Here is an 866-nt window from a genome sequence, read left to right as displayed (position 1 = left end):
TGATAAACCCCAGTTATTTAACTGGGGTTTATTGTTTCTGGGGCCTCTGTATCAATATTCCTCTGATATCCAAAAACAGCACAATGAAAAATAGTAGGTGTTCAGCAAGCTTAAAATGGGGAGAGATTGGGATGGAATTCGTAATATTTCGGCTATAAATCGATAAAATAGGCCTCAAGCGGCCATCAGTGCGATCTTTTTCATGTTTTGTGCAGTCGCTACCATAAGACACTGCATTTGAACCTTCGAGCGTCCTCTAAACTGTGCATAGCGATAACCATGTAGTTGCTTTGCATCGGCAAAGCTTCGTTCAACAGTTTCTTTACGCCGCGCGTAGATGACCTTCCCCTTATCCGTGAGTCGGTTCTGATTAACACGCTCTTTGCTGTCTTCCCAGACGTGCCTTGTGATGGTTTTAACCTTATTTGCATTGCGCGTACAACGATCAATGAGTGGACAGTTTGCGCATATCTTCGGGTTGGATTGATAATGGCGATAGCCTTCTCGGCTGGTCGTTTTGTAGAGGATTATTTGTCCTGCAGGGCAGGTATATTGATCGTTTAACTCGTCGTAAATATATTCGCGTTTATAAAAATATCCGGCCTTGTGTGTGGGTCGACGATAACCCATGACCGCATAAATATCGCGATCCTCTAAGCCCTTACAAAGAGCAGACGTAAAGTAACCCGCATCTAAACCAACATGTTCAACGTCAAAATTAAAGCGTTCTTTCTGGCGATCTAAACGCTCAAGATAAGGAACCGCATCATGCACATTACCCGCAGTCACATGGACGTCAGTGACGATATTGCAGCGACTATCAACGGTGCGATGGTCGAGATAGAAAAATCCTTTCGGCTTGCTAT

At 44.0% G+C, this 866-nt stretch carries 1 protein-coding gene; it reads right to left on the bottom strand.

Going from position 1 to position 866, the window contains the following annotated elements:
- Positions 1-174 precede the first annotated feature (174 nt).
- On the bottom strand, positions 175-866 hold a 692-nt coding region (locus BA81_RS18945), incomplete at its 5' end, for a transposase (RefSeq protein ID WP_034284337.1).

It is taken from the genome of Bacillus safensis FO-36b (assembly GCF_000691165.1).
Taxonomy (GTDB): domain Bacteria; phylum Bacillota; class Bacilli; order Bacillales; family Bacillaceae; genus Bacillus; species Bacillus safensis.
The sequence above is the reverse complement of the archived record's forward strand: the minus strand, read 5'-3'. Positions and strand labels throughout refer to the sequence as shown.